Genomic DNA, 24325 nt, shown 5'->3' on the forward strand with positions numbered 1-24325 from the left:
GGGCGGGTGAGGGTCATCGACCCAGCGCAGCATGGAGAGGTGAGCGATTCAGCCCGTGGGCCTTGAAGGCTTGCCAGCCCTCGGGCGTCTCGGCCAGGAGTTGGTCGGCCTGCGCCTCGCTGCCGAGCCGGGCAAAGACACAGGCGCCGGTGCCGGTCAGCATGGTCGGCGCTCGGGTCGCCAGCCAGTCGAGCGCATGCGCCACCTCGGGATACAGTTCCCGGACGGTGGGCTCGCAGTCGTTGCTCCAGCTCTCCGCTCCCCCCTGCAGTGCGCGCGCCATGGTAATCGGGGGGGTGTGGCGTGTCAATTGCGGCGCCCCGAACACCGCCGCGGTGGCGACCGTCACGCCCGGGTGGATCACCACGAACCAGGGAGTGTCGAGCGCGACCGGGGTGAGGCGTTCGCCGACCCCCTCGGCCCAGGCGGCACGGCCATGCACGAACACCGGGACGTCGGCTCCCAGGGCGAGGCCGAGGCCGGCCAGGTGCGCGAGGCCGAGGCCGAGTCCCCAGAGGGCATCCAGGCCGAGCAGGGTGGTAGCGGCATCCGAGCTGCCGCCGCCGAGCCCCCCGCCCAGGGGTAGACGTTTCTCGAGGTGGATGTCCGCGCCCAGGCGGCAGCCGCTCTCGGCCTGCAGCAGGCGAGCGGCGCGCACGACCAGGTTGTCCTCGGCCGCCACCTCGGGCAGGCGGGGGGAGAGGCGGATCTCGCCGTCCTGACGGCCGCGCAGGGTGAGGGTGTCGCCGTGATCGAGGAACTGGAACAGCGTCTGCAGCGTGTGGTAGCCATCCGGCCGGCGGCCGGTGATGTGCAGCAGACGATTGAGCTTGGCCGGCGCCGGTAGCACCAGCGCCTCGGCAAGGGGAGGGGGCCGTGGCATGTCAGTCGTCGAGGGCCGGGCGCCAGTCGGTGACCACCAGGGTGACCCGCAGGTCGTCATAGGTCATCACCAGGCGCCTGGGCAGCCAGAGGTCGGCGACGCGCACCCAGTCGCGGTACGCGATCTCCCAGCCATCCTGCTCGAGGCGAAGCGGGAAGCCCAGTTCGTCCTTCTCCAGTCGGTGGGCGCTGTCGTCCGCCGGCAGGCCGCGGATCCAGTCGGAGAGTGCGCTGACCGGCAGCGACCAGCCCAGCTGCTGTTCCATCAGTGCCTCCGGGGTCTCGGCCTCGAAGCGCCCCTCGGCGGTGGTCAGCGAGAAGCGCCCCTCGCGTCCCTCCAGGGTGCTGCGCCCGCTGCCGAAGGGCCCGCTGATCAGCAGCCGGTAGTAATGGGGGTGCTGGCTCCAGTCCAGGTTGGCGCTGGTGGAGTCCTCGGGGGTGCGCAGGCCGGCCTTGCCCACCAGTATCCAGGTGTCGAGTTCGGCCAGGCGCTCGGCCTGGGCCTGCCACTGGCCCGCGGCGCGTTCGCCCTCGGGAGCGGGCGCCCGGCCGGCACAGCCGGCCAGCAGGGCCAGGGCGAACAGGGGGATCAGCAGTCGCGGCAGTGTCGTCATGGCGAGTTCCGTTCGTCAGGGTCAGTCGTCACGCCCGGGAACGCCGAGCTCTGGGTAGCGTTGCAGCAGTTCGTCGATCAGCGGGCGCTCCTCGAAGCGTCGCTGGGATTCCTCGAGCAGGTCGCGTGCGCGCTCCTCCTGGCCCAGCGCCCAGAGCACCTCGATGAGGTGGGCGGCGATCTCTTGGTCGGGCATCGCCGACCAGGCGCGCTCGAGCCAGGGCAGGGCGCCCTCGGGGTCGCCCTGGCGGTAGCGGACCCAGCCCTGGCTGTCGAGGATCGCCGGGTTGCCCGGTTCGAGGGCGTGGGCCCGCTCGATCAGCTCGCGTGCCTCCTCCAGACGGCCCTCGAGGTTGGCATCGGCGAGGGTGTAGCCCAGGGCGTTAAGGGCATGGGCGTTGTCCGGGGCGGCCTCGATGACATGGCGAAGGTCCGCCTCCATGGCGGCGAGGTCACCGTCGGTGAAGGCACGCATGGCCCGCTGGTAGCGCAGCTGCTCGTCGTCGGGGCGCCGGGAGAGCTCACTGTCGAGCAGGGCATCGGCCTGCTCGTCGAGTCCCGCCTCGTCGAGCAGCTCGACCTCCAGGGAGACCAGTTCGCTGTAGTAGGTCTCGTGGCGCAGCCGCTCGAGGCGCAGGAAGGTGCGCGCGTCGAGCAGCCGGTCATCGGCGATCAGCATCCGAGCCGCACTCAGGCGGGCGTTCAGGAACTGCTCGCCCTCGGGCACCTGGCGATAATAAAGCAGGGCGTTGTCCACCTCGTCCTCCTCCTCGGCGATGGCGCCCAGCAGCAGGAAGGCCAGCGGCGGGGCCTCGTCATCGCCGACCAGAGGCAGCAGCAGGCGGCGCGCCGGGGGCAGGTGCTCCTCCTCCAGGAACAGCCGTGCCAGGCCGAGGCGAAGCTCGGGATCGTCACCGTGGTCGTCGAGCAGGGCGTCGGTGGTGGCCTCGGCGGCCTCGATGCGGCCCAGCCGGATCTCGGCGCGCGCCAGCAACAGCATCAGGCGCGGGTCGCCCGGTGCCACCTCCAGGCCGCGCCGCGCCGCCGACCGAGCGCTCGCCGGATCGTCGGCCTCCAGCGCCAGGCGGGCACGGATCTGCCATAGCTCGGGAAGCTCCGGAGCCGCCCGGGCCAGTCGCGCCAGGCGTTGCTCGGCCGCCCCGCGCTCGCCGGTGGCGGCCTCCAGCAGGGCGGTGGCCAGTTCGCTGTCGTGGCGTGTCTCGTCGAGGTTGGCCAGGTGTTCACGCATCCTCGCCAGCAGTGGTGCCGGGTCGGTCCCGGCCTCGAGGGCGCTCTCCACGAAGCCGGTCAGCTCCTCCTGGGCGCCACGCGAGATGGCGGCCAGGCGTTGCGCCAGGGCGGCGTCCCAGTCGCCGCGCTGGATGGCGAGGCTGGAGAGCAGGCGCGCGGGAGCATCGCTCTGGGGGGCCAGGGCCTGCCAGCGTCGTGCGGTGTCCTCGAGCAGCCGGGCATCCTCGCTGAAGCGGGCGGCCAGGGTGGCGCGCTCGGCGAGGGCCGCGGAGCCGTAGCGCTCGGCGACGTCGAGAAAGCCGCGGGTGGCACGCGGATAGTCGCCGCGCTGTCCGGCCAGCTCGGCCTCCAGCAGGCCCGAGAGGCTGTCGGCATCCAGGCCGCGGGTGACCGGGGGCGCATCCGCCATCGGGTCCTCGGCGGGTTCGGCGGCCGAGGAGGCCCCCGGCATGCCTTGGCAGCCGGCGAGCAGAGTCGCCAGCACCAGCGGCGCCAGGGGGAAGCGGCGAGTGATTCGGGGGAGCGTTACGCGGGGCATGCGCGTCTCGTGCCAAAGGACGAGTGGCCAGCATAACGGCTCGCCTCCCCCGGGCAAAGCATGATCCTGATCACGGGATGCCATTGCGCCCCGGATGGGTGGCCTGTGGTAGAATGCGGCGCTTCGAGGATGGGCGGTCCGCGTCGGCGGACATCACCACTGCGCCCCTGCCGGAACCACGACTCGCGAAGACCCCGAACGCATGACGCTTCTTGCCCTGGGAATCAACCACCGGACTGCCACCATCGAGGTGCGCGAGCAGGTCGCCTTCTCGCCGACTCAGCTTGAGGCGGCGCTGGTCGAGCTGCGTGCCCTGCCGGAGGTGCGCGAGGCGGCGGTCCTTTCCACCTGCAATCGCACCGAGCTCTACTGCGTCACCGATGCCGTCGGCGAGCGCGAGATCCTCGACTGGCTGGGTCGTTTCCATGGGCTGAGGGTGGAGGACCTCACGCGCTGTGCCTATCACTTCCACGAGAATGACGCGGCCCGACACCTGATGCGGGTGGCGGTGGGGCTGGACTCCATGGTGCTGGGCGAGCCGCAGATACTGGGCCAGCTCAAGGAAGCCTACCAGACGGCCCGCCGGGCCCGTGGCCTGGGCGGTGAGCTGGAGTGCCTGTTCCAGAACACCTTCGCCGTGGCCAAGCAGGTACGCACCGAGACGGGCATCGGTCGCAACCCGGTGTCGGTGGCCTATGCGGCGGTGAGCCTGGCCAGCCGTATCTTCGGCGACTTCACCCGCTCGCGAGCGCTGCTGATCGGCGCCGGCGAGACCATCGAGTTGGTGGCGCGCCACCTTCACGAGGCCGGCGTGCGCCGGCTCACCGTGGCCAACCGCACCCGCGAGCGGGCCGAGGCGCTGGCCGGCCCGCTGGGCGGCGAGGCGATCACCCTCGATGCGATCCCCGAGGCCCTCGTCGAGGCCGACATCGTGATTTCCTCCACCGCCGCGCCGCTACCGATCCTCGGCAAGGGCATGGTCGAGCGGGCGCTGAAGAAGCGCCGCCATCGCCCCGTCTTCATGGTCGACATCGCCGTGCCCCGGGATATCGAGCCCGAGGTGGGCGAGCTCAGCGATGTCTTCCTCTACACCGTCGATGACCTCCAGGAGGTCATCGAGGAGAACCGCCGGCATCGCCAGGTGGCCGCCGACCAGGCCGAGTCGTTGATCGAGCACGGCGTGGGCAACTGGCAGCACGAGCGGCGGATCCGCAGCGGCGGCGAGCTGATCCGCGACGTGCGCGCCCGCGGCGAGGCCATGCGCGAGCTCTCCGAGCAGCAGGCCCTGGCGCGCCTGGCCCGCGGCGAGGACCCCGAACTGGTGATCCGCCGCCTGGCCCACCAGCTGACCAACCGGCTGATGCACCGTCCCACCGTGGCGATGCGCGAGGCGGCCTCCCTGGAGCGTCGCGACCTGCTGGAGGCCGCCACCGCCCTGCTGCTGGATGAATCCACCGACCACTCCCGATAGGATGCGCCGATGAAAGCCACCCTGCGCCAGCGCCTCGATGCCTTCGTCGAGCGCTTCGAGGAGCTTTCCGCCCTGCTGGCGGAGCCCGAGGTGATCAGCGACCAGACCCGCTTCCGCGACTACTCGCGGGAATATGCCGAGCTCGAACCCCTGGTGGAGGCCTGGCGCGAGTATCGCGCCGTGGAGGCCGACATCGCCTCCGCCGAACAGTTCCTCGGCGATGCCGACGCCGAGATGCGCGAGCTGGCCGAGCTCGAGCGGGACGAGGGGCGCGACAGGCTGGAGGCCCTCGAGGTCCGGCTCAAGCAGCTGCTGGTGCCGAAGGACCCCGACGACCGGCGCAACGTCTTCCTCGAGATCCGCGCCGGCACCGGCGGCGACGAGGCGGCGCTGTTCGCCGGTGACCTCTTTCGCATGTACTCGCGCTACGCCGAGCAGCACGGCTGGAAGGTGGAGGTGGTGAGTGCCAGCCATGGCGAGCAGGGCGGCTACAAGGAGATCATCTCGCGGGTCAGGGGCGAGGGGGTCTATGCCCGGCTCAAGTTCGAGTCCGGCGCCCACCGGGTGCAGCGCGTGCCGGCCACCGAGTCCCAGGGGCGCATCCACACCTCCGCCTGCACGGTGGCGGTGATGCCCGAGGCCGACGAGGTGGGCGACATCGATATCGACCCGGGCGACCTGCGGGTCGACACCTTCCGCTCCAGCGGGGCCGGCGGCCAGCACGTCAACACCACCGACTCCGCGATCCGCATCACCCACCTGCCCAGCGGCGTGGTGGTGGAGTGCCAGGAGGAGCGCAGCCAGCACAAGAACCGCGCCAAGGCGATGTCGCTGCTCGCCGCGCGGCTCAAGCAGTCGGCCGTGGCCAGCCAGCGGCAGCAGCAGGCCGATGCCCGGCGCAGCCTGGTGGGCTCGGGTGATCGCAGCGAGCGCATCCGGACCTACAACTTCCCCCAGGGCCGGGTCACCGATCACCGCATCAACCTGACGCTCTACAAGCTCTCCGAGGTGGTCAGCGGCGAGCAGCTCGACGACGTGATCGAGCCGCTGATCCACGAGTACCAGGCCGAGCAGCTGGCGGCCCTCCAGCAGGACGCCGGATGACCCTCGACGCTCTGCTGGCGCGGGCGGCTCGGCGCCTCGTTGATGCCGGCTCGCCGAGCGCACGGCTCGATGCCGAGGTGCTGCTCTGCCACGTGCTGGGCGTCGATCGCACCTGGCTCTACACCTGGGGCGACCGCGAGGTGCCGGTCTTCGAGCGGGCCCGCTTCGAGGCGCTGCTGGCGGCGCGCGCCGCCGGCCAGCCGGTGGCCTACCTGACCGGTGAGCGCGAGTTCTGGGGGCTGCGGCTTTCCACCTCGCCGCACACCCTGATTCCCCGCCCCGATACCGAGCGGCTGGTGGAGGCGGCCCTGGCGCATGGTGCCTCCCCGCAGGGACGGCTGCTGGACCTCGGCACCGGCACCGGCGCCATTGCCCTGGCCTTCGCCAGCGAGCGACCCGGCTGGTCGGTGGTCGGCATCGACCTTAGCCCGGAGGCGGTGGCCCTGGCCCGGCACAATGCCGAGCGCCTCGCCATCGGCAACGTCGACTTCCGTGCGGGAGACTGGTTCGCGGCGCTGGACCGCGAGGCCGGCGGCGAGCGCTTCGCGCTCATCGTCTCGAACCCGCCCTATATCGCCGCGGACGACCCGCACCTGCGCCAGGGTGACCTGCGCTTCGAGCCGCACAGCGCCCTGGTGGCCGCCGAGCAGGGGCTGGCCGACCTGTGCCACCTGGTGGGCGAGGCCCGTGCCCACCTCGTCCCCGGTGGCTGGCTGCTGCTCGAGCATGGCCATGGCCAGGGGGAGGCGGTGCGCGACGCCCTCGCCGCGGCCGGCTATGGGGAGGTCGCGACCTTACGCGATTTCGGCGGTCACGACCGGGTCAGCCTGGGGCGTCACGTTGAGGGCGAGACTGGAGGGGAGGGGGCGTGATGTGGTACATCTTGGTCAGTAAAAAACGCCACGTCTCGTTGACTTTGCATTCATGAAACCCAAGACCCGCTCGCTCGACCGCATCGACCTCAAGATCCTGCGCTGCCTGCAGGAGAACGCCCGCATCTCCTATGTCGACCTGGCCTCACGGGTCGGGCTTTCCACCACGCCCTGCCTGGAGCGTGTCAAGCGTCTGGAGCGCGCCGGCATCATTCGCGGCTACAAGGCCCTGCTCGATCCCCGGGCGCTCAAGGCCAACCTGCTGGTGTTCGTCGAGATCAGCCTGGAGACCCAGTCGCCGGCGGTGTTCGACGAGTTCCGTCGCGCCGTGGCCAAGCTGCCGCAGATCCAGGAGTGCCACCTGGTGTCGGGGCAGTTCGACTACATCCTCAAGTGCCGGATTCCCGAGATGTCCGCCTATCGCCAGCTGCTCGGCGACGTGGTGCTGACCCTGCCCGGGGTGAAGGAGTCCAAGAGCTATGTGGTGATGGAGGAGGTCAAGGAGGACTTCAGCCTCCACGTACCCGAGATCGAGGAGTTCGAGGAGAAGTGAGCCCCGCGATGGATGACCAGGCCCTGCTGCGCTATAGCCGTCAGATCATGCTCGACCCGATCGACATCGACGGCCAGGAGCGGCTGCTGGCCGGCCACGCCCTGGTGGTCGGCGCCGGCGGGCTGGGCTCGCCGGTGGCCCTCTACCTGGCGGCCGCGGGCCTCGGCCGGCTGACCCTGGCCGACGCCGACCAGGTCGAGCTCTCCAACCTGCAGCGCCAGATCGCCCACGCCACCGCCGACCTCGGTCGCAACAAGGCCGAGTCGGCCCGGGAGGCGGCGCTCGCCCTCAATCCCGGCTGCGCCATTCAAGCGATCACCGAGCATCTCGACGGCGCGGCGCTGGCGCGGGCGGTCGCCGAGGCGGACGTGGTGCTCGACTGCACCGACCGCTTCTCCAGCCGCTATGCCATCAACGCCGCCTGCTGTACGGCGCGGGTACCGCTGGTCTCCGGGGCGGCGATCCGCTTCTCCGGCCAGCTCGCCGTCTTCGATGCCCGCGACCCCGACTCCCCCTGCTATGCCTGCCTCTATCCGCCTGGGGGAGGGGAGAGTGGGGAGAGTGGGGAGGGCGACGAGGCGCTCAGCTGTGCCGAGAGCGGTGTGGTCGCGCCGCTGGTGGGGCTGATCGGCAGCTTCCAGGCACTGGAGGCGATCAAGCTGGTCAGCGGCGCCGGCACGCCCCACCGCGGGCTCTCCACCTTCGACGGCCTCGGCGGCCAATGGCGCCACTTCCGGGTGCCCCGCGACCCCGCCTGTCCGGTCTGCTGCCCGGCCTGAGGCGAGGTCGATGGTCGATGCTCCCCGGGGCTGCTCGTCACGCCAGCCGGTCCAGGGTCGTGGCCACGGCATCGAAGAGCCGCTCGAGCTCCGTCTCCGTGCTGGCGAAGGGTGGGCCGAACTGCAGGGTGTCGCCGCTGTAGCGCACGTAGAAGCCCGCCTCCCACAGCGCCAGGTGGGCATCCCGCGGGCGGATGGTCGGGTCACCGTCGCGGGGAGCGAGCTGCACGGCCCCGGCCAGGCCGTGGTTGCGGATATCCACCACATGAGGACGGCCCCTGAGGGCGTGGAGCTTCTCCTCGAACGCCGGGGCGATGGCTCGTACCTGGCCGGGGAAGTCCTCGCGCTCGAACAGATCCAGGGTCGCCAGCGCCGCGGCGCATGCCACGGGATGGGCGCTGTAGGTATAGCCGTGGGGGAACTCGATGGCATGCGCCGGCCCGCCTCCCGCCGTGAAGGTGTCGAAGATCTCGCGGGAGGCGATCACGGCCCCCATGGGCACCGCGCCGTTGGTAAGCTGCTTGGCCACGTTCATGATGTCCGGGGTGACGCCGAAGGCCTCGGCCCCGGTACGCGCCCCGGCGCGGCCGAAGGCGGTGATCACCTCGTCGAAGATCAGCAGGATGTCGTGGGCGGAGCAGATCTCGCGCAGCCGTTCCAGATAGCCCACCGGCGGCACGATGACCCCGCCCGAACCGGACATGGGCTCGACGATCACCGCGGCGATGTTTGAGGCGTCGTGCAGGGCGATCTGGTCGAGCAGGGCGTCGGCGAGCTCCGCCCCGCTCTCCGCCTGGCCGTGGGTGAAGGCGAGTGCCGGCTGGAGAGTGTGGGGCAGGTGGGTGACGTCCAGCAGCTGGCCGTAGGGCTTGCGGTTGGCGCCGATCCCGCCGAGGCTGGTGCCGCCCACGTTGACGCCGTGGTAGCCCTTGGCGCGGCCGATCAGCCGGGTCTTCTCCGGGCGCCCCTGGAGTCGCCAGTAGGCACGCGCCATCTTCACGGAAGTGTCAGCGGACTCGGAGCCGGAGTCGGTGAAGAACACGTGGTCCAGCCCCGGCGGGGTCAGCGTCGCCACCCGTTCGGCCAGCTCGAAGGCCAGCGGGTGAGCGACCTGGAAGCCCGGGGCGTAGTCCAGCCGGCCCAGCTGGGCCGCCACCGCCTGCTGGATTTCGGCGCGGTTGTGGCCGGCGCCGCAGGTCCAGAGCCCGGAGAGGGAGTCGAACAGTCGCCGTCCGCGGTCGTCGATGAAGTGGCGTCCCTCGGCGGCCGTGATCACCCGCGGATGGGCATGGAAGTCGCGGTTGGCGCTGAACGGCATCCAGTAGTGGTGGTTCAGCGGGCTGGCTCCCTTGCCGTTCTCGACGGCATGGGGGGTAGGGGCAGTCGACGTCTTCATGGTGGTCTCCTCGGTCGGGGCGTGGTCTTGATGAGAGGATGGGGGGTGTGTCGAGTCGATGAAAGGGATTTCTGCTGAGCCTTGCGTGCTGAGCCACGCCTGGGTGATGGTGATTAATTGACGACACCTGCCTGGATTTGCGGATGCCTGCCTGACGTTCACCTGTCTTTTCTTTCTGTGACTTTCGTTATTTTACTTTGGAAACAAAGTTTTGTGAAAATATCGTGGAGTTGCCATCTGATCTCGTGTGGAGCCCGGCATCCTTCAAGGTATTAAATACTTGACAGCTGTTGTGGTGCTGGTGTCAAACTGAGGTGGCCTGCCCGGGCCCGTTCGCCGGGCGAGTGATCCAATAACAACCAGCGCACCGCGCATCACAGACAGGTGTCACGCATGACGACCCCGCCACCACCACCCGCCTCCTGGTATCGCGACTCCATCGCCGTCGAGCTCGGTGACTGCCCTCCGCTCGAAGGCGAGGTGCGGGCCGATGTCTGCGTGGTCGGCGGCGGCATCACCGGCTGCTCGGCGGCACTGCACCTCGCCGAGCGGGGTTACTCGGTGGTGCTGCTGGAGGCCGGGCAGATCGGGCATGGCGCCTCCGGGCGCAGCGGGGGGCAGATCCTCCCCGGCCTGGGTACCGACATCGGCACCGTGGAGAAGGCCCTGGGCCGAGAGCGTGCCCGGGACATCTGGGAGATGAGCCGCGAAGCGGTTCGCCTGACCGCCGAACTGGTCGAGCGCCATGCGATTCCCTGCGAGTTGGCCTGGGGCTACCTGCATGCCGCGGTCAAGCGGCGCCACGTGCACGAACTCGAGGCCTTTCGCGAGCGCATGGCGCGCGATTACGGCTACTCGGCGCTCACCATGCTCCAGGGCGATGCGCTGCGCGAGCATGTGGCGACCGAGGCCTATCCGGCCGCCCTCCACGATGCGGAGGGCGGCCACCTGCACCCCCTCAATTACACCCTGGGCCTGGCGCGGGCGGCCCGCCAGGCCGGGGTGACCATCCATGAGCGAAGTGCCGCCGTGGAGATCCGCCACGGTCAGCCGGTCAGCGTGATCACCGCCGCGGGCCGTGTGACTGCCGACTTCGTTGTGCTGGGTACCAACGCCTATCAGGCTGGCCTCGTGCCCGAGCTCTCCGGCCGCATCATGCGCGCCGCCAACTACATGATCGCCACCGAGCCGCTCTCGCCCGAGCGGGCGGCTCGGGTGCTGCCCCGCAATGATGCCCTGTCGGATGCCAACTTCGTGCTCGACTACTATCGGCTCTCGGCCGACCGGCGCCTGATCTATGGTGGTGAGGTCAGCTACGACGGTCGCGAACCGCGAGGCCTCGAGGCGCGCATGGACGCCAAGATCGCGCGGATCTTTCCCGTGCTCAAGGGCGTGCGCATCGACTACCGCTGGGGCGGGGACGTGGCCATCACATTCGATCGGGCGCCCGACTTCGGCCGGCTTGGCAGCAACGTCTATTACGCTCAGGGCTACTCCGGACATGGAATGGCCCTGGCGGGGCTGGCGGGCAAGCTGTTGGCCGAGGCTATCGCCGGGCAGAGCGAACGCTTCGACGTCTTTGCCTCCATGCCCCACCGGCACTTTCCGGGCGGTGCCCTGCTGCGCAAGCCCCTGCTGGTGCTGGCCACCAACTTCTACAAACTGCGAGACCGGCTGTGAACCGGGCCATCGAGAACCGAGAGGGCACGCCCATGAGCGACACCATCGCGACGGAAGCCACCGAGTCACCGGGAGCGCGCCCGGCTGGGGAGACGACGCAAGCCGAGGCGACCCGAGAGGCCTCCTCCATCGAGATGAAGGGCCTGCACAAGCGCTTCGGCCGCGACACCGTGGCACTGGACGGCGTGGATCTGACCATCGAACCTGGCGAGTTCTTTACCCTGCTCGGCCCCTCGGGCTGTGGCAAGACGACCTTGCTGCGCATCCTCGCCGGCCTCGAGGAGGCCGACGATGGCCGCCTCGCCATCGGCGGCAGGGACATCACCGAGGTGCCGCCCCACAAGCGCAGCGTCAATACCGTCTTCCAGTCTTACGCGCTCTTCCCGCATCTGTCCGTACGCGAGAATCTGGCTTTCGGCCTCAAGATGCGCGGCATGTCCCCCGCGAGACGCGAGGCCCGTGTGGCGAAGATCGCCGAGTTCATCCAACTGGGCGATCTGGTGGACCGTCGCATCGACCAGCTCTCCGGTGGTCAGCGCCAGCGCATCGCACTTGCCCGCGCCCTGGTCAACGAGCCCGACGTGCTGCTGCTCGACGAACCCCTCTCGGCCCTGGACGCCGGCCTGCGTAGCCAGTTGCAGGTGGAGCTCTTGCGCGTCCAGAAGCGGCTGGGGATGACCTTCGTCTTCGTCACCCACGACCAGCAGGAGGCGATGGTGATGTCGGATCGCATCGCCGTGCTGAACGGCGGGGTCATCCAGCAGGTCGGGCCGCCTCGCCAGGTCTACGAACATCCGGTGAATGCCTTCGTCGCCCGTTTCATGGGCCACGACAACCTCTACCCGATTACCGCTCGCGACGGCGACCGGCTGACCACGTCGCTGGGCGAACTCACCGCCGAGGAGGCCGGGCAGGGCGAGCTCTTGCTGATCCGTCCCGAGACCCTGGACCTGCTGCCCGGCGAGGTGGCGGGCGAGAACCACCTGCCCGCCGTGGTAAGCGAGCGGCTCTACCGCGGCAGCCATGCCGAGTATCGCCTCGAGATCGGCGCAAGCACCCTGCAGGCAACCCTCAACAACCGGGGCAGGCACCTGCCCGAGGTGGGGGACCGGGTCACGGTCTCGGTGGCCCCCGAAGACCTTGTCACCCTGAGCGAGTGAGGAGACGCACATGGCCTACACCGGCGTAACGCCCTCCGCCCGCAGCCGTGGCATGGTGCGGGAATCACGGCACCTGCTGTTCACCGTGGCCCCGGGGGCCACCTGGATCGTCATCTTCCTGGTGCTGCCCAGCGCCTACCTGATGGGCGTGGCCTTCATGACCAACGGCCCCTATGGCCTGCCGGAGATGCCGCTGTCGCTGGAGTCCTTCCGGCGCCTGGCGGGCTTCGGTTTCCTGGGCTGGAGCCCCGGCAACCTCTATACCCTGCTGCGCTCGCTGTGGCAGACGCTGGTTTCCACCGGCCTGGTGGTGGTCGTCGCCTATCCCATCGCCTACTACATCAGCACCTGCCGCGCCAGATGGCGGCCGATCATGCTGCTGCTGGTAGTGGTGCCGAGCTGGACCAACCAGGTGATCCGCACCTTCGGCTGGATGAACCTGCTCGCCCCGGGCACGCCGCTGTCCAACCTGGCCGAGAGCCTCGGTTTCATTGCCCCCAACATGGGGCTCTACCCGTCGAACTTCGCGGTGACCCTGGGCCTGGTCTACAACTTCCTGCCGTTCATGGTGTTGCCGCTCTACGCCGCCTTCGAGAAGCTCGACACCGCCCAGGTGGAGGCCGCCCAGGACCTCTTCGCCTCGCCGGTGCGGGCCTTCTGGCACGCCGTCTTCCCCCAGACCCTGCCGGGGCTGCTGGCCGGCATCGTGCTGGTGGCGATCCCTGCCTTCGGCATGTACGTGATCCCCGAGCTGCTCGGCGGCGGCAAGGGCATGATGCTCGGCAACCTGGTGGCCAACCAGTTCGCCGGCGGGGCCAACTGGCCGCTGGGCGCGGCTGGCGCGATCCTGATGCTGATCGCCACCTTCGTGGGGCTGTTCGCCATGCGTCGCATCGGCAAACGCCTGGGTGGCGGCGAGGAGGTGGTGATATGAGAAAGCGCACGCTCAAGCGCGGCCTGACCGGCTTCTGGTGGTTCACTCTGGCCTTCCTGTATCTGCCGCTCGCCGTGGTGGTGCTGTTCTCCTTCAATGCCTCCAACAGTGCGGCCACCTTCACCGGCATCTCGCTGCGCTGGTATGGCCGCCTGATGGGCAACGAAGAGATCCTCTCGGCCTTCGCCAACAGCATGATCCTGGCGATCACTTCGTCGGTGATCGCGCTGGGGGTCGGCTGCCTGATCGGCTACGGCATGTATCGCCATCGCCACCGCAAGCTGGGGTGGCTGATCGTGCTGATCTACCTGCCCATCGTGCTGCCCGACATCGTCTTCGGTATCTCGGAGATGACCTTCTTCGTGCAGATCCATCGCCTGACGGGATTGCTGCAGCCGGGCCTCGGCACCATGATCATCGCCCACATCACCTTCCAGATCCCCTTCGTGGCGCTGATCGTCTACTCGCGCTTCGTGGGTCTGGATCCGACGCTCTTCGAGGCCGCCAAGGATCTCTACGCCACGCCGGTCAAGCGGGTCGTGCATTTCATGCTTCCGACCATCAAGCCAGCGTTGATCTCGGCGTTCTTCCTCTCCTTTACGCTGTCGGTGGATGACTTCGTGATCAGTTTCTTCACCGCGGGGCCGGAGAGCGCGACCCTGCCCATCTACATCTGGGGAGCGATCAAGAAGGGCGTGTCGCCCGAGATCAATGCCATCGCCACGCTGATGATCGGCGCGGTGGCCCTTGCCGCCCTCATCAGTCTGGTGTTCAGCCGTCGCCGGCAGGCATGAGCCGGCCAACCCTTCCCTTAGGGGAAACGAGGAGAGTCCGAGATGACAATCAACAAGACCGCACTTGCCCTGTCCGTCGGCGCTGCGTTGCTGGCCGGCAGCGTCCAGGCCCAGGAGAACAAGCTTTACCTGTTCAACTGGACCGAATACATGGACCCCGAGATCATCGAGGCCTTCGAGGAGAAGTACGACGTCGACGTCGTGCAGAACTACTTCAACTCGCTGCCCGAGATGTTCGCCAAGCTCAATGCCGGCGGGGTCTCGCAGTACGACATCATCGTGCCGTCCAACTACTATGTGCCGCGTCTGATCCAGACCGGCCTGGTGCAGAAGCTCGACAAGTCGAAGCTCGATAATCTCGACAACGTCATGCAGCAGTTCCAGGATCCGGCCTACGACCCGGGGGCCGAGTACACCGCCCCCTACCAGTGGGGCACCACCGGGGTGGTCTACAACACCGAGACCTTCCCAGACGCGCCCAAGAGCTGGTCGCTGCTGTTCGATCCCGAGGTCAATCCCGACCATCCCTTCGCCCTGATGGGCGATGGCCAGGTGAGCCTCGGTGGCGCCTGCGCCTACCTGGGGCACGGCTACGACTGCACCGATCCTGAGGCCTGGAAGGAGGCCGCGCGCCTGCTGATCGACACCAAGGGGCGCGACACCTTCAGCGGCTTTACCGATGGCACCCCGGCGCTGCAGCAGCTGGCCCGCGGCGTCACCCATGTGGGGCTCTCCTACAATGGCGACTACCTCTTCTTCAAGGATGAGAACCCGGAGTCCTTCGAGAACCTCGCGTTCATGATCCCCGACGAGGGCGCCGAGATGTGGGTGGACTCGATGCTCATCCCCGCCAAGGCCCCCAACCCGGACATGGCGCACAAGTTCATCGACTTCATCCTCGACGCCGAGGTGGGCGCCCAGCTCTCCAACTACAACTACTACGCCAGCCCCAATGCGGCCGCCAAGCCCTACCTGGACGCGGTGCTGATCGAGCCGCCTGTCCAGCCCAGTGAGGCGGACATGGAGCGACTGCGCTTCACCCCCAGCCTGGAAGGCGATGCCCTGCAGACCTTCCAGCAGCTGTGGTCCGAGGTCCAGTCTCGCTGAGCGCAGGGCCCCCGGCATCGGGCCGGGGGCTCGCCATTCCGAGCAAGGAAATTTCCCATGAGTAACCGACAGGAGCAGCCGCTCCTCAACGACTGGTTCCAGAGTTACGGCATCACCGAGGTCGAGTGCCTGGTCAGCGACCTGACCGGCATCCTCAAGGGCAAGATCATGCCCGCCGGCAAGTACCTCAACGGTGGCCGCCCGCGGCTTCCCGACTCGATCTTCATCCAGACCGTCACTGGCGGCTATCCGGACGACGAGGACATCCGCTTCTGGAATCCCGCCGAACGGGACATGGAACTGGTGCCCGATGCGAATGCCATCTATCTGGTGCCCTGGGCCGAGGATCCCACGGCACAGATCATCCATGACTGCTTCTACCTGACCGGCGAGCCGGTGGAGCTGGCGCCACGTTATGTGCTCAAGCGGGTGCTGGAGCTCTATGCCGCTCGCGGCTGGACGCCGGTGATCGCCCCGGAGGTGGAGTTCTACCTGGTCAAGACCAATACCGACTCCGACTACCCCCTGGAGCCGCCGATCGGTCGTACCGGTCGCCAGGAGAGCAGCCGCCAGTCGTTCTCCATCGACGCGGTCAACGAGTTCGATCCGCTGTTCGAGGAGATGTACGACTACTGCGAGGCCATGAACCTGGACCTCGACACCCTGATCCACGAGGAGGGGGCCGGTCAGATGGAGGTCAACTTCCAGCACGGCGACCCTCTCTATCTGGCCGATCAGGTCGTGATGTTCAAGCGCACCCTGCGTGAGACCGCGCTGCGCCACGGCATGTATGCCACCTTCATGGCCAAGCCCATGGCCAATGAGCCGGGCAGCTCCATGCATATCCACCAGAGCCTCCTCGACGCCAAGGATGGGCACAATGTCTTCGCCGACGCGGACGGCCAGCCCAGTAAGCTATTCCACCACTTCATCGGCGGCCTGCAGCGCTACCTGCCCGCGGTGATGCCGCTGCTGGCGCCCAACGTCAACTCCTACCGCCGGCTGATGCGCACCGAGACCAGCGGCTCGGCACCGATCAATGTGGAGTGGGGCATGGACAACCGCACGGTGGGGCTGCGGGTGCCGGTCTCCACCCCCGAGGCGACGCGGGTCGAGAACCGTCTGGCGGGCGCGGATGCCAACCCCTACCTGGTGATGGCGGCGTCGCTGGCCTGCGGCTATCTGGGCCTGATGGGACACCTCGAGGCGCGCCCGCCGATGGTGGGCTCCGCCTGGTCCGGCGGCAACAAGCTGCCCGACGACATCGGCCCGGCGCTGGACCTGCTGCACGACAGCCAGCCCCTGGCCGACATCCTCGGCGAGCGCTTCATCCATAGCTACCTGGCGGTCAAGCGTGCCGAGCATCGCGCCTACTTCCAAGTCATCAGCTCCTGGGAACGCGAGCATCTGTTGTTGAGGGTATGACCCATGTCCATGTCATTAATCAGTGATCACGCCGCGTCCTGGTACGCTGCCACCGCCAACGCCGCACCCGAGCGAGCTGCCCTGGAGGGCGAGGTAGCCTGCGACGTCTGCGTGGTGGGCGCCGGCTTCACCGGTATTTCCGCCGCCTTGCACCTGGCCGAGTGTGGCCTCTCGGTGGTGGTGCTGGAAGCGGTGAGGGTCGGCTATGGCGCCTCGGGTCGCAATGGTGGCCAGATCGTCAACAGCTACAGCCGCGACCTGGACGTCATCGAGGAGAAGTACGGCGCCGATACTGCCCGAGCCCTGGGCGACATGGCCTTCGAGGGCAACCGCATCATCCGCGAGCGGGTCGAGCGCTACGCCATCGACTGTGACCTCAAGGACGGCAATCTCTTCGCCGCCTGCAACGTCAGGCAGATGCAGGGGCTGCGCGAGCACAAGGCGCTGTGGGAGCGCTATGGCTATCGGGAGCTCGAACTGCTGGAAGGCGAGGCAGTGACGCGCGAGGTCAACTCCCAGCGCTACACCGGCGCCCTGGTGGACCACGGCGGCGGCCACCTGCACCCGCTCAACCTGGTGCTGGGCCAGGCGGCGGCCGTCGAGTCGCTGGGCGGGCGCATCTTCGAAGCGTCGCCGGTCACTGGCGTGGAGCACGGCGAGCCGGTGCTGGTGCGCACCGCCCGCGGCCGCGTGAGGGCCGAGCGGGTGGTGATGGCCGGCAATGCCTACCTCAAGGGCGTGCTGCCGGAGATCGAGGGCCGGTCGATGCCCTGCGGCACCCAGATCATCACCACCGAGCCGCTGGGCGAGGAGCGGGCCCGCGCCCTCATCCCCAATGGCCTGGCGGTGGAGGACTGCAACTATCTGCTCGACTATTACCGCCTCACCGCCGACAACCGACTGCTCTATGGCGGTGGCGTCAATTACGGCGGCAGCGACCCGGCCGACATCGAGGGTGTCATCCGGCCCAAGTTGCTCACGACCTTCCCGTCGCTCGACGACGTCAAGGTGGACTTCGCCTGGAGCGGCACCTTCCTGATGACGCTCAACCGCCTGCCGCAGTTCGGGGTGGTCAACGACAACGTCTACTATGCCCAGGGCTACTCGGGGCACGGCGTCACCTGTACCCACCTGGCCGGGCGGCTGATCGCCGAGGTGATGACGGGGCGCGAGGAACGCTTCGATGCCTTCGCCGGCCTGCCCCAGCTGCCGTTTCCCGGCGGCCGCCTGCTGCGGGTACCGCTGTCGGCCATCGGCGCATGGTACTACCAGACCCGCGACAAGCTCGGGGTCTGAGCACCCCCCCGTGCCTTGCCTCGGCGTTGGCCTCCTTGAACCCGGGACAACGATCGATCCGTATAACGATCGAATACCAGGCGAGGAGCTGGCGATCAGGTGAACTTGCGGAAGAAATGGGTCATGTCGAACAATTCATCCAGTCGTTCATAGCGATCACGGGCTTCGGGCCAGCGCTGCTCCTGGACGGCGGCGATCATGGTTTCCAGCAGCATCATGGTCGCCACGCTGGAATCCCATCCTGAGGGAATCTCACCCCAGCAGTTGAAGGTGAAGTCGGCCAGTGACGAGATGGGGGATCCCCACTGATCGGTGAATAGCACCACTCGCACGCCGCGCTTGCGCACCATTTCCGTGAGGCGCAGCAGGTTGGTCTCATAACGCCGGATATCGAAGATCAGCAGGGTTTCACCCGGCTCCATGTCCAGTACGTAATGTGGCCACGTGCCCGAAGACGAGGTCATGTGGGTCACGCGGGGGCGCACCGCCTGGAAATGCGTGAAGGCATAATCGGCGAGCGCCTGGGTGATGCGCCCGCCGACAATGTAAAGCCGTCGGTCGGTATCGGCCAGTTGGCTGGTTGCCTGATCGAAGCGTTCCGTCTCGATATGCGCAAAGGTCTGCTGCAGGTTGCTCGTGACCGCCTGAGCGAACCGGTTCAGCAGATGCGTTTCGGGGGCTTCGGATGACCAGTTGGCGCGCCTCTGGGTGGGCCCGACCCCCGTTGCCTCCAGCTCGCGCAAGAGGGCCTTGTGGAACTCCGGATAGCCCTTGAACCCCAGCTTCTTGACCATCCGCGCCACCGTGGGAGATGACACGCCCACCTTGCTCGCCACGATAGTGATCGAGGCGAGGCCTGCCGCTGGGTAGTTGTCGAGCAGCGCGTTGGCAAACTTTCGTTCCGACTGCGTCAGCGCCGGGTAATGCTGCCGGATCAGTTCGCGCACGGTGGAGGTAGAGTCGGTGGTCGTCATAACGCCCCCTTCATAACGAGTCCTCCGGCTATGCCCGGGCCTTCGATTGCGGCTGCGGATCGACGTGGAAACGGTATTTGAAGAAATATTGACACAGTGGCTTTTCGACGTCTATATCTTTACAGGACCGTGGAGGAGTCCTGATGGCCAGCAAAATCGAGCAGTCGTCCCCGAGCGTCGAGATCCACAATCGTCAGGCCAACGGCCCTGTCGTTATCCTCTGTGAGCATGCTTCACATCATATACCCGAGCCATATCATGACCTTGGTCTGAATCCCGCGCATCGGTGCAGTCATGCGGCATGGGATCCCGGCGCCCGCGCCGTGGCCGTGAAGTTGTCGGAGATGCTGCATGCACCGCTGGTGGCGAGCCGGATCTCGAGGCTTGTTTACGACTGCAATCGCCCCCCCGAGGCAGCCAGCGCGATGCCTCAGCGCGTGGAAATCATCGACGTGCCGGGCAATCACAAGCTGACCGCAGCGCAGCGTTCTGCCCGGGTCGAGGCGTTCTATCGTCCGTTTTGCGACGCCGTGACGAGCGTGCTGGTAGAACGAGAAGCGCACGATATCCCGACGGTGCTGATCACCATTCACAGCTTCACACCGAACTTTCATGGTCGGGTCCGTGCGGTCGAGATCGGCATTCTCCATGATGCCGACCAGCGGATGGCCGATGCGATGCTGGCGCATTCCCAACTCCTGCCGCATCGAAGGATTCAGCGCAACGTCCCTTATGGGCCCGAGGATGGCGTGACCCACTCCCTGAAGCTCCATGGTATCGACAACGGGCTGGCGAATGTGATGATCGAGATTCGCAATGACCTGCTGGCCACGCGGGAAGGGGAAGACACCTTGGCCAGGGAGTTGTCGCAGCTGATCCTGCCCGCGCTGGTCACCCTGGGATTCGAGCCATCGCCCCGGGAGGGCAAGCCAGATGCCTAGGGCCATCCTGATCTATATCAGTGCCATCGATGCGATGAACCGCGTTATCGGTCGAATGGCGATGTACCTGATATTTGTCCTGATGGGGGTGCTGCTGTGGTCATCGGCCTCCAAGGTGTTCATGACACCATCGATGTGGACGCTGGAAACCGCGCAATTCGTCATGGTGGCGTATTTCGTGTTGGGTGGACCCTACTCGATCCAGCTGGGGTCGAATGTTCGCATGGACCTCTTCTATGGTGAATGGAGCCCGAAAACCAAGGCATGGGTCGATGCCATCACGGTCTTCTTCCTGATCTTCTATCTCGGCGTCCTTCTCTATGGCGGCCTGGTGTCGACGGCATATTCGCTTGGGTACTTTGGTAGTGAGCCATTCACTTTCTTCCTCGATCTCATCGGTACCTTCTTCACCGAGGGTCCGTCAGCGGCTGGAGAGGAGCTTGGCTTCATGGAGCGAAGTCCTACGGCTTGGCGGCCCTGGTTGTGGCCCATCAAGACGGTACTTTGTCTCGGAGTGTTTCTGATGATCCTTCAATCTCTTGCCGAGTTTTTCAGGGATATCGGCCGTCTCCGCGGGGTGATCGACTGATGCCGTATGAGATGATCGCAATCGTGATGTTCAGCGCGATGATGCTGATGCTGCTCACTGGTCAGCGTGTGTTTGGCGCTATCGGATTTGTCGGGGCGTTAGCGGGTGTCCTGTTGTGGGGGACCGGTGGGGTCGATATTCCATTCTCATCCGCGATGAAGTTGATGAAATGGTATCCACTACTGACCCTTCCGATGTTCATCTTCATGGGCTATGTGCTGTCTGAAAGCCGTATTGCAGATGACCTTTATCGGATGTTCCATGTCTGGATGGGGCCGGTCAGGGGTGGCCTTGCCATCGGCACGATCGGGTTGATGGTGCTCATCTCGGCCATGAACGGGTTGTCGGTGGCCGGGATGGCGATTGGCGCCACCATCGCCTTGCCCGAATTGCTGCGGCGGGGCTATGACAAGATCATGGTCACTGGCGTCATCCAGGCGGGCTCCAGTCTCGGGATTCTCGTGCCGCCTTCGGTGGTGCTGGTGCTGTATGCGATGATCGCGCGCCAACCCGTGGGGCAGCTGTGGCTTGCCGGGGTGTTGCCGGGGCTGATGATGGCGACGCTGTTCATCATCTATATCTATGTCCGTTGCCGCCTGCAGCCATCTCTGGGCCCCGTCCTGCCCGCCGAAGAGCGCGATGTGTCCCTTTCCGAGAAGCTACGTCTGCTGAGAGCCGGTTTGCTGCCGCTGGCGATCTTTGCGGTGATGATGGTCCCCTTCGTCAAGGGCTGGACATCACTGGTCGAGAGTTCGGCTGTCGGGGCGATGGCCGCGTTACTGGCCGCAACGCTCAAGGGGCGAATGACGCGCAAGGTGTTCGAGGTGTCGGTACGACAGACGCTGGCCATCTCCTGCATGTTCATGTGGATCATCCTAGCCGCGCTCGCCTTTGGTGCCATCTTCGACGGGCTGGGCGCGGTCAAGGCCATCGAGGACCTGTTCACCGCTCGCCTGGGGCTGTCGCCCTGGATGATCCTGATCCTGATGCAGCTCAGTTTCATCGTGATGGGCACCTTCTTGGACGATACTGCCATGCTGGTGATCGTGGCGCCGCTTTATGTGCCGCTGGTCGATGCGCTTGGTTTTGATCTGATCTGGTACGGGGTGCTCTACACGATCACGACACAGATCGCCTACATGACGCCACCGTTTGGTTATAACCTGTTTTTGATGCGTGCCATGGCGCCGCCCGAAATTGGGCTTCGCGATATTTACTGGTCGATCCTCCCCTTCGTATTGGTGATGACGGCTGCCCTGAGCCTGGTGATGGTCTTTCCGCAAATCGCACTCTGGCTTCCGGGCTACATTTATGGGAGTTGACCACAGCGGGAATGAACAACAAGAGCCTCACCAAGGGCCGAATCCATGTCACATCCGGTAGTTAACACCAGGAGAGCGAGAAAATGACAACAAGACGCAAGTTTCTGATCACGGCCGCGACCGGTGCTGCCATCGCGCCGCTGGCTTCAAGGGTCATGGCCCAGTCGTCGTCCGAGCCCGCCATCACGTGGCGCATGCAGACCTATGCCGGTGCCGCCTTGGCCGAACATGTCGCCAAGCCTGCCATCGACCTGTTCAACAGGATCGCCGGGGATCGTATGCAGATCGAGCTGTACTATGCCGATCAGCTGGTGCCGACGGGCGAACTCTTCCGGGCGATGCAGCGCGGCACCATCGATGCTGTGCAATCGGACGACGATTCGATGGCATCTCCCACCGAGGTCGCCGTCTTTGGTGGGTATTTTCCCTTTGGCTCACGTTACAGCCTCGATGTGCCGGTGCTGTTCAACCAGTATGGGCTCAAGGAAATCTGGGAGGAGGAGTATGCCAAGGTCGGTGTCAAGCATGTCAGTGCCGGCGCCTGGGATCCGTGCCATTTCGTCACCAAGGAGCCGATTCGCAGCCTCAAGGATCTGGAGGGAAAGCGCATCTTTACCTTCCCCACCGCGGGGCGCTTCCTGTCGCAGTTCGGCGTGGTACCGGTAACCCTGCCTTGGGAGGATATCGAGGTTGCCGTACAGACCGGCGAGCTGGACGGCATAGCCTGGTCCGGTATCACCGAGGATTACACGGTGGGTTGGGCCGATGTCACCAACTACTTCCTGACCAACAACATCTCGGGTGCCTGGATCGGGCACTTCTTCGTCAACATGGAGCGCTGGGAAGAGTTGCCTGAAGATCTCAGGCTGCTGTTCGAGGTGTGCTGTGAACAGTCCCACTATTATCGCCAGCATTGGTATTGGGGCGGCGAGGCCAGTCTGCGCGTCCATGGTGACAAGCTGGAACTTACCACGATTCCCGATGCCGAGTGGGATCAGGTGGAAAATGCCGCTCATGAATTCTGGAACGAAATTGCGGCGCAATCCGAGACCAAGGCCAAGGTGGTCGAGATCTTCAAACAATACAATGCCGATATGCGCAAGGCTGGCCGGCCCTATCGCTACAGCGATGCGTGACCAGATCACATGCCCCGGCGCATGCCGGGGCATTCCGCTTGGGAAAGGTTCCTGACTGAGCGCTGGGCCTTGATATCTTGATGCGATGAGGAGCGTCGGTAATGACCAACGCGCTGGCTTTGGATGCCCTGGAGGACCTGAAGGCCAAGGTGGGGAGTGGTGAAGTGGATACGGTGCTCGTGTGCATCGTCGACATGCAGGGGCGCCTGATGGGCAAGCGACTCCATGCGCGTCACTTCGTGAATGATGGTTGGGACGAGACGCATTGCTGCAACTATCTGCTGGCCACCGATCTCGAGATGGAAACGCCTGATGGCTATGCCAGCACCTCCTGGAGGGCCGGCTATGGTGATTATGTCATGAAGTCGGACCTCGCCACGCTACGACCCGTGCCATGGCTTGATGGCACGGTCATGGTGCTGTGCGATGTGCTGGATCATCACACCCATGCCCCGGTGCCCCATTCGCCGCGCGCCATTCTCAAGCGCCAGCTCGCACGGCTGGACGAGATGGGGTTCGACGCGGTAATGGCAACCGAACTGGAGTTCTTCCTGTTCGAGAAGAGTCTCGACGAAATTCGCAAGAATGGGTTCCGCGATATCGAGCCGATCAGTGGATATAACGAAGACTATCACATCTTCCAGACCACCAAGGAGGAGCACGTATTGCGCCCACTTCGCAACCATCTATACGCGGCTGGCATCCCTGTAGAAGGTACCAAGGGTGAAGCCGGCTCGGGTCAAGGGGAGCTCAATATCCGCTATGCGAAGGCACTCGATACGGCGGATTATCATACCATCGCCAAGCATGCGACCAAGGAGATTGCTTGGCAGCAGGGGCGCGCGGTAACCTTTCTGCCTAAATGGCATCACGACCATTCGGGTAGTTCCACCCATATCCACCAGTCGCTGTGGCAGGGGGGCTACCCCACCTTCTTTGACGAAAGCGATGTGCATGGCATGTCCCCGCTGATGAAGCATTACCTGGCCGGCTTGCTCAAATACGCGGCTGACTATACCTACTTCCTGGCCCCTTATATCAACAGCTATAAGCGTTTCCAGAAGGGCTCCTTCGCTCCCACACGTACGGTTTGGTCGGTTGACAATCGCACCGCGGGGTTTCGTCTGTGCGCCGATAACACCCAGGCGGTGCGTATCGAGTGTCGCATCGGTGGGTCAGACTTGAACCCCTATCTGGCCATGGCCGGACAGCTGGCTGCCGGCATCAAGGGAATCGAGGAACGGCTGGAATTGCCCCCACCCGCCGAGGGTGACACCTATGAAGGAGAGACTGGCCTGATCCCGAAAAACCTGCGCGATGCCATGCAGGCCCTGAAGGATTCCGCCATGCTGCGCGAGGCCATGGGGGATGACGTGGTCGATCACTATACCCGTGCCGCCGAAGTGGAGCTGGAAGACTTCGCACGGGTGGTGACCGATTACGAGGTGGCACGCGGCTTCGAGCGTTCATGACGAGAGCCCATGACGAGAGCTCATGACGAGCCCGTT

The 24325-nt window shown here is 66.1% G+C and carries 22 protein-coding genes; 17 read left to right on the plus strand and 5 right to left on the minus strand.

The genetic code is table 11. From position 1 onward, the window contains the following. Positions 1-13 precede the first annotated feature (13 nt). The 3 genes from ispE to OP498_RS02535 are packed head-to-tail and all read right to left on the minus strand — an operon-like array spanning position 14 to position 3284. Positions 14-883 carry a 4-(cytidine 5'-diphospho)-2-C-methyl-D-erythritol kinase gene (ispE, locus tag OP498_RS02525; protein ID WP_280552334.1) on the minus strand — a complete coding sequence of 290 codons (870 nt, stop codon included), beginning with the start codon at positions 881-883 and terminating at the stop codon, positions 14-16. 1 nt (position 884) lies between these two features. Next, positions 885-1496 (minus strand): lipoprotein insertase outer membrane protein LolB, encoded by a 612-nt coding sequence (lolB, locus tag OP498_RS02530; protein ID WP_280552336.1) that lies wholly within the window; start codon positions 1494-1496, stop codon positions 885-887. Between the two features lie 21 nt (positions 1497-1517). Continuing rightward, entirely contained in the window at positions 1518-3284 is a 1767-nt protein-coding gene (locus OP498_RS02535; RefSeq protein WP_280552339.1) for a tetratricopeptide repeat protein, read from the minus strand. Between the two features lie 202 nt (positions 3285-3486). On the opposite strand from OP498_RS02535, the gene hemA reads away from it, so the two are divergent. Genes hemA through moeB form a run of 5 tightly spaced genes read left to right on the plus strand, consistent with a single transcriptional unit; the run spans position 3487 to position 8063 of the window. Continuing rightward, a complete protein-coding gene (gene hemA / locus OP498_RS02540) occupies positions 3487-4755 on the plus strand; it encodes a glutamyl-tRNA reductase (RefSeq protein WP_280552341.1) in 1269 nt (422 codons plus the stop codon). Between the two features lie 9 nt (positions 4756-4764). Further along, positions 4765-5859 carry a peptide chain release factor 1 gene (gene prfA, locus OP498_RS02545; protein ID WP_280546592.1) on the plus strand — a complete coding sequence of 365 codons (1095 nt, stop codon included), beginning with the start codon at positions 4765-4767 and terminating at the stop codon, positions 5857-5859. Then, on the plus strand, positions 5856-6731 hold the full coding sequence (prmC, locus tag OP498_RS02550) for a peptide chain release factor N(5)-glutamine methyltransferase (protein WP_280552343.1): 876 nt from the start codon (positions 5856-5858) through the stop codon (positions 6729-6731). Before prfA ends, prmC begins: the two co-directional genes overlap by 4 nt. A gap of 52 nt (positions 6732-6783) precedes the next feature. Further along, a complete protein-coding gene (locus OP498_RS02555; protein ID WP_280552346.1) occupies positions 6784-7284 on the plus strand; it encodes an Lrp/AsnC ligand binding domain-containing protein in 501 nt (166 codons plus the stop codon). 8 nt (positions 7285-7292) lie between these two features. Next, positions 7293-8063, plus strand: coding sequence for a molybdopterin-synthase adenylyltransferase MoeB (gene moeB / locus OP498_RS02560; protein WP_280552348.1), 771 nt, complete (start codon positions 7293-7295; stop codon positions 8061-8063). Positions 8064-8100: 37 nt separating this feature from the next. Here moeB and OP498_RS02565 read toward each other — a convergent pair whose 3' ends face one another. Continuing rightward, positions 8101-9459 carry an aspartate aminotransferase family protein gene (locus OP498_RS02565; protein ID WP_280546597.1) on the minus strand — a complete coding sequence of 453 codons (1359 nt, stop codon included), beginning with the start codon at positions 9457-9459 and terminating at the stop codon, positions 8101-8103. A gap of 393 nt (positions 9460-9852) precedes the next feature. Here OP498_RS02565 and OP498_RS02570 point away from each other — a divergent pair, with 393 nt between their 5' ends. The 7 genes from OP498_RS02570 to OP498_RS02600 are packed head-to-tail and all read left to right on the plus strand — an operon-like array spanning position 9853 to position 17855. Beyond that, the gene (locus OP498_RS02570) at positions 9853-11139 is read left to right on the plus strand and encodes an FAD-binding oxidoreductase (RefSeq protein WP_280546598.1); all 1287 of its coding nucleotides are present in this window, start codon (positions 9853-9855) and stop codon (positions 11137-11139) included. 32 nt (positions 11140-11171) lie between these two features. Continuing rightward, on the plus strand, positions 11172-12299 hold the full coding sequence (locus tag OP498_RS02575; protein ID WP_280552350.1) for an ABC transporter ATP-binding protein: 1128 nt from the start codon (positions 11172-11174) through the stop codon (positions 12297-12299). A 10-nt stretch (positions 12300-12309) separates the two neighbouring features. Further along, positions 12310-13233 (plus strand): ABC transporter permease, encoded by a 924-nt coding sequence (locus tag OP498_RS02580; RefSeq protein WP_280546600.1) that lies wholly within the window; start codon positions 12310-12312, stop codon positions 13231-13233. Continuing rightward, on the plus strand, positions 13230-14027 hold the full coding sequence (locus OP498_RS02585; RefSeq protein WP_280546602.1) for an ABC transporter permease: 798 nt from the start codon (positions 13230-13232) through the stop codon (positions 14025-14027). Before OP498_RS02580 ends, OP498_RS02585 begins: the two co-directional genes overlap by 4 nt. Before the next feature lie 42 nt (positions 14028-14069). Then, entirely contained in the window at positions 14070-15134 is a 1065-nt protein-coding gene (locus tag OP498_RS02590) for a spermidine/putrescine ABC transporter substrate-binding protein (RefSeq protein WP_280546604.1), read from the plus strand. Positions 15135-15191: 57 nt separating this feature from the next. Then, positions 15192-16559, plus strand: a complete 1368-nt coding sequence (locus OP498_RS02595) for a glutamine synthetase family protein (protein WP_280546606.1) — start codon at positions 15192-15194, stop codon at positions 16557-16559. A 3-nt stretch (positions 16560-16562) separates the two neighbouring features. After that, positions 16563-17855, plus strand: coding sequence for an FAD-binding oxidoreductase (locus tag OP498_RS02600; RefSeq protein ID WP_280552352.1), 1293 nt, complete (start codon positions 16563-16565; stop codon positions 17853-17855). Positions 17856-17950: 95 nt separating this feature from the next. On the opposite strand, the gene OP498_RS02605 is transcribed toward OP498_RS02600, so the two are convergent. Beyond that, on the minus strand, positions 17951-18829 hold the full coding sequence (locus tag OP498_RS02605; protein ID WP_280552355.1) for a MurR/RpiR family transcriptional regulator: 879 nt from the start codon (positions 18827-18829) through the stop codon (positions 17951-17953). Positions 18830-18972: 143 nt separating this feature from the next. Here OP498_RS02605 and OP498_RS02610 point away from each other — a divergent pair, with 143 nt between their 5' ends. The 5 genes from OP498_RS02610 to OP498_RS02630 all read left to right on the plus strand — a co-directional run bounded on the left by OP498_RS02610 (position 18973) and on the right by OP498_RS02630 (position 24289). Then, a complete protein-coding gene (locus tag OP498_RS02610) occupies positions 18973-19770 on the plus strand; it encodes an N-formylglutamate amidohydrolase (protein WP_280552358.1) in 798 nt (265 codons plus the stop codon). Next, entirely contained in the window at positions 19763-20359 is a 597-nt protein-coding gene (locus tag OP498_RS02615) for a TRAP transporter small permease subunit (protein WP_280546614.1), read from the plus strand. The genes OP498_RS02610 and OP498_RS02615 overlap by 8 nt, the downstream gene beginning before the upstream one ends. Beyond that, the gene (locus OP498_RS02620; protein WP_280546615.1) at positions 20359-21681 is read left to right on the plus strand and encodes a TRAP transporter large permease subunit; all 1323 of its coding nucleotides are present in this window, start codon (positions 20359-20361) and stop codon (positions 21679-21681) included. The genes OP498_RS02615 and OP498_RS02620 overlap by 1 nt, the downstream gene beginning before the upstream one ends. Before the next feature lie 83 nt (positions 21682-21764). Further along, on the plus strand, positions 21765-22817 hold the full coding sequence (locus OP498_RS02625) for a TRAP transporter substrate-binding protein (protein ID WP_280546616.1): 1053 nt from the start codon (positions 21765-21767) through the stop codon (positions 22815-22817). A 101-nt stretch (positions 22818-22918) separates the two neighbouring features. Beyond that, complete coding sequence (locus OP498_RS02630) at positions 22919-24289, plus strand: glutamine synthetase family protein (RefSeq protein WP_280552360.1); 1371 nt, start codon at positions 22919-22921, stop codon at positions 24287-24289. Positions 24290-24325: the final 36 nt, after the last annotated feature.

It is taken from the genome of Halomonas sp. 25-S5 (genome assembly GCF_029889845.1).
In the GTDB taxonomy this organism is placed as follows: Bacteria; Pseudomonadota; Gammaproteobacteria; order Pseudomonadales; family Halomonadaceae; genus Halomonas.